Below are 1,011 nucleotides of genomic sequence, written 5' to 3' on the forward strand. Positions count from 1 at the left end.
ACACTACCTCGCGGCTCTCGATCGCGAACTCGACACCGATCCGACCGACACCGATTCGCCGTTCTGACGAGAAACCAGCACTCGCGCGCGACCACGGCTAGATGATCAGATTTCTACGGTTTCTCGTGATCGCCAACAGCTATGCGAGAGAATCGAACCTACGCCACTGAAGATTCGGACCTCGTCCTTGAGTTCGAGTGCAACGGCGAGCTTATGGGCGCCGTTCTCGAGCTTCCGGCGGACGACGCTGCCACGTGCTCTGTCACCGTGAGCGACGCTTCCGACGCCAACGCGAGCTTCGTGGCCGACCTATTCTGGGGGGCGGTAGACCCGCGGACAGCGGACAATGCGATTCAGCTATCGCCAGACGTCGGCCATCTTCAAGCCTGGGAGTTGGACGGGGGAGGGGCCCTCGCCTTCGATGCGGTACCTGCGCTTGGTGCGCCCGAGTTCCTCTACGTTCGGGTTGAACAACACGACGGCGATAGAGCTTGGTCCGCCCCGGTCTGGATAAATCACGACAGAAACTATGCAATCGACTGACCGAAGGCTTGGCAACGCTCTCGGACGGCCCCCGTCGTCACCTCTACACCGTTCTCCCTTGTTGAGGCGTCTGCGAAACGAGGTTGAATACCAAAATGAGGACCTCCCTCCCGCCTTGTCCGGGATGCCGCCAATCGCTCCCCTCGACGGACCCGATGGACTGGCACCTCGATTCACAAGAACGTGGTCGGCACTGGTCGTGCGCCGCGAAGGTCCTCGCGGCATGGCCCGGTCAGCCAGACGCTGTGGAGCCTGAACCACCGGATGCCTGAATTCATCCAATTTTCCGGATACTTAGATGCCGATGTATGAGAACGGGCCTTATGGCAACTAGTGATATGATTCATAAATAAAGGGCACTATTGGACTATCCACGTTACCCTCGCGGCGAACGGCCAGAGGGGCACGATGCGGGTCGCAGCCGAGATTCACCTCAGCAAGAGCCAGCGGGCGACGCTTCAGCAATGG

General features: G+C 59.8%; 1 protein-coding gene. It reads left to right on the plus strand.

Annotated elements, in window-relative coordinates:
• Positions 1-141 precede the first annotated feature (141 nt).
• Positions 142-543 carry a hypothetical protein gene (locus tag GY937_11155; protein ID MCP5057268.1) on the plus strand — a complete coding sequence of 134 codons (402 nt, stop codon included), beginning with the start codon at positions 142-144 and terminating at the stop codon, positions 541-543.
• Positions 544-1,011: the final 468 nt, after the last annotated feature.

It is taken from the genome of bacterium (genome assembly GCA_024228115.1).
Taxonomy (GTDB): Bacteria; Myxococcota_A; UBA9160; order UBA9160; family UBA6930.

Coding starts and splice junctions, on each gene's coding strand:
- GY937_11155 (MCP5057268.1), top strand. CDS start 142: ATGCGAGAGAATCGAACCTACGCCACTGAAGATTCGGACCTCGTCCTT.